Annotated in this window: 1 pseudogene; it reads left to right on the top strand. The window is 63.9% G+C overall.

From position 1 onward, the window contains the following. Positions 1-1,217, top strand: a pseudogene (locus tag AWC08_RS35565) (PPE family protein); the annotation flags it as partial.

Raw genomic sequence — 1,217 nt, 5'->3', positions numbered from 1 at the left:
CTCGAGAAACGGGGTGGGGGCAATGCGGGGAGTTTGAACATCGGGTGGGGGAATACCGGTGTGGGCAATATCGGGTTCGGCAACTCCGGCAGCAATAATGTCGGGATCGGGTTGACCGGTACGGGGCAGGTGGGGTTGGGGGCGTTGAATTCGGGGTCGGGGAATGTGGGGTTGTTCAACTCCGGGTCGGGGAATATCGGGTTCTTCAATTCGGGGACGGGCAATGTCGGGATCGGCAACTCGGGGTCGTTGAACAGTGGGATCGCCAATTCCGGGACGGCGAACACCGGGGTGTTCAACTCCGGGGTGTTCAACACCGGGTGGGCCAATGCCGGCGGCTACAACACCGGCGGGTTCAACCCCGGGGACTTCAACTCCGGGTCGTTCAACCCCGGTGATGTCAACACCGGGGATTTCAACACCGGGGACACCAACACCGGGTGGGCCAACACCGGCAACCTTGACACCGGGGCGTTCATCTCGGGAGACCAGAGCAACGGGCTGCTGTGGCGCGGTGACCGCCAGGGCCTGATCCAAGCCGACTACACCCTGACCATCCCCGACATCCCGATCACCCTGGGCGGCGGCGGCATCCTCAACATCCCCATCACCGGCAGCATCACCGGACTCACCGTCAACCCCTTCAGCGTTCACGGAGTCGGCGGCGGCGGCATCCCGCTGGTGGGCCACCTAACTCTGCTCGGGCAGACCTCCAACATCACTATCGGCATCGACCTTCCCGATCCGGTAGGGCGCATCGGAGTTGACGTCCCGGGCCTGCCGATCAGGCTGGAAATCGGCATCGACAACAACTACCTGCAGCCCATCACCACTCCGACGATCCGGATAAACACCATCGCGTTCAACAACGTGGTGGTGGGTGGTGTGGGGACGCCGTTGACGGTGAATGTGGGTGGCAGCACGGGGCCGGTGGTGGTGCAGTTGTTGCATGTGGCGGCGGCGCCGGGGTTGGGGAATGCGACGGTGGCGCCGTCGTCAGGGTTCTTTAATTCCGGTGCGGGTGGGGTGTCGGGGTTCGGGAATATCGGGCAGGTGGTGTCGGGGTTCGGCAATGTCGGGTCGATGGGCTCGGGTGTGCAGAACGTGGGTGTGTGGGTGTCGGGGGTGTCGAACCTGGGTGGGTCGTTGTCGGGGATCAGTAATTCCGCCTCGGTGGGGGTCTCGGGTGTGTTGGGGGCTGTGTTGGCCAGTGTGGG

Source organism: Mycobacterium gordonae, from assembly GCF_002101675.1.
GTDB lineage: Bacteria > Actinomycetota > Actinomycetes > Mycobacteriales > Mycobacteriaceae > Mycobacterium > Mycobacterium gordonae.
This window is presented reverse-complemented; position numbering and strand designations above follow the sequence as displayed.